The sequence below is a fragment of the Acidovorax sp. ST3 genome, from assembly GCF_003231145.1.
Classification (GTDB): Bacteria; Pseudomonadota; Gammaproteobacteria; order Burkholderiales; family Burkholderiaceae_C; genus Acidovorax.
This window is the reverse complement of the sequence record NZ_QKVP01000060.1, coordinates 1-648: the sequence shown is the minus strand read 5'-3', so window position 1 is coordinate 648 and position 648 is coordinate 1. Positions and strand designations below refer to the sequence as shown.

1 protein-coding gene is annotated in these 648 nt (G+C 63.6%); it reads right to left on the bottom strand.

Annotation, left to right across the window (positions count from 1 at the left end):
• A partial coding sequence (locus DNK89_RS23530) for a ShlB/FhaC/HecB family hemolysin secretion/activation protein (RefSeq protein WP_161958982.1) occupies nt 1-648 on the bottom strand: 648 nt, incomplete at both ends.

The window sequence follows — 648 nt, the reverse complement described above, 5'->3', positions numbered from 1 at the left end:
AATTCCTTCCAGTCGCTGCCCAGGCCGAAGAACGAACGGCTGGCGCCGACGATCGACAGGCCGACGCTGCTCTGCGACGACTCGGAATAGCGGTAGCCGTTGTACGAGAAGGTGAACGGCACGTACTTGAGCGGGATCAGGTCTTCATTGCCGCCAAAGCGCGTGGTCTCGTCGAACTTCTTGTAGTCCAGGCCGACCGACAGCGAGTTGTACCAATCGCCCTGCGGCGCCAGGGTGTAGATGGCGCTCATGCCGAATGAATAGCCCTTGCCCAGCACATTGGTGCCGCCGATGGTGGCCACGTTGCTGTCGCTCTTGTAGCCGGTGAACTGCAGGCTCCATTGCTTGTCCAGCGGCATCGAGTAGGAGCCGGACCAGACCTTGGCGTTGTCGGTTTCCTGCGGCGCGGTGAAGAACGTCAGGCTGACCGAATGGCCCAGCTGCCACAGGTTGTCGTAGCCCAGCGACGCCGTGCTGCGCAGGCGCGTGGTGTCGGCGCTGTAGTCGTTGTTCAGGCCCAGGCTGGCGTGCCACGGGTTCTTGTCCTCGACCTTGAGGTCCACGTCCATGGTGCCGGGGATACGGCCTTCCTTGACCAGCGGCACCACCTGGCGGCTGGCGCCCTTGTTCAGGCCGGTCAGCTCGGCC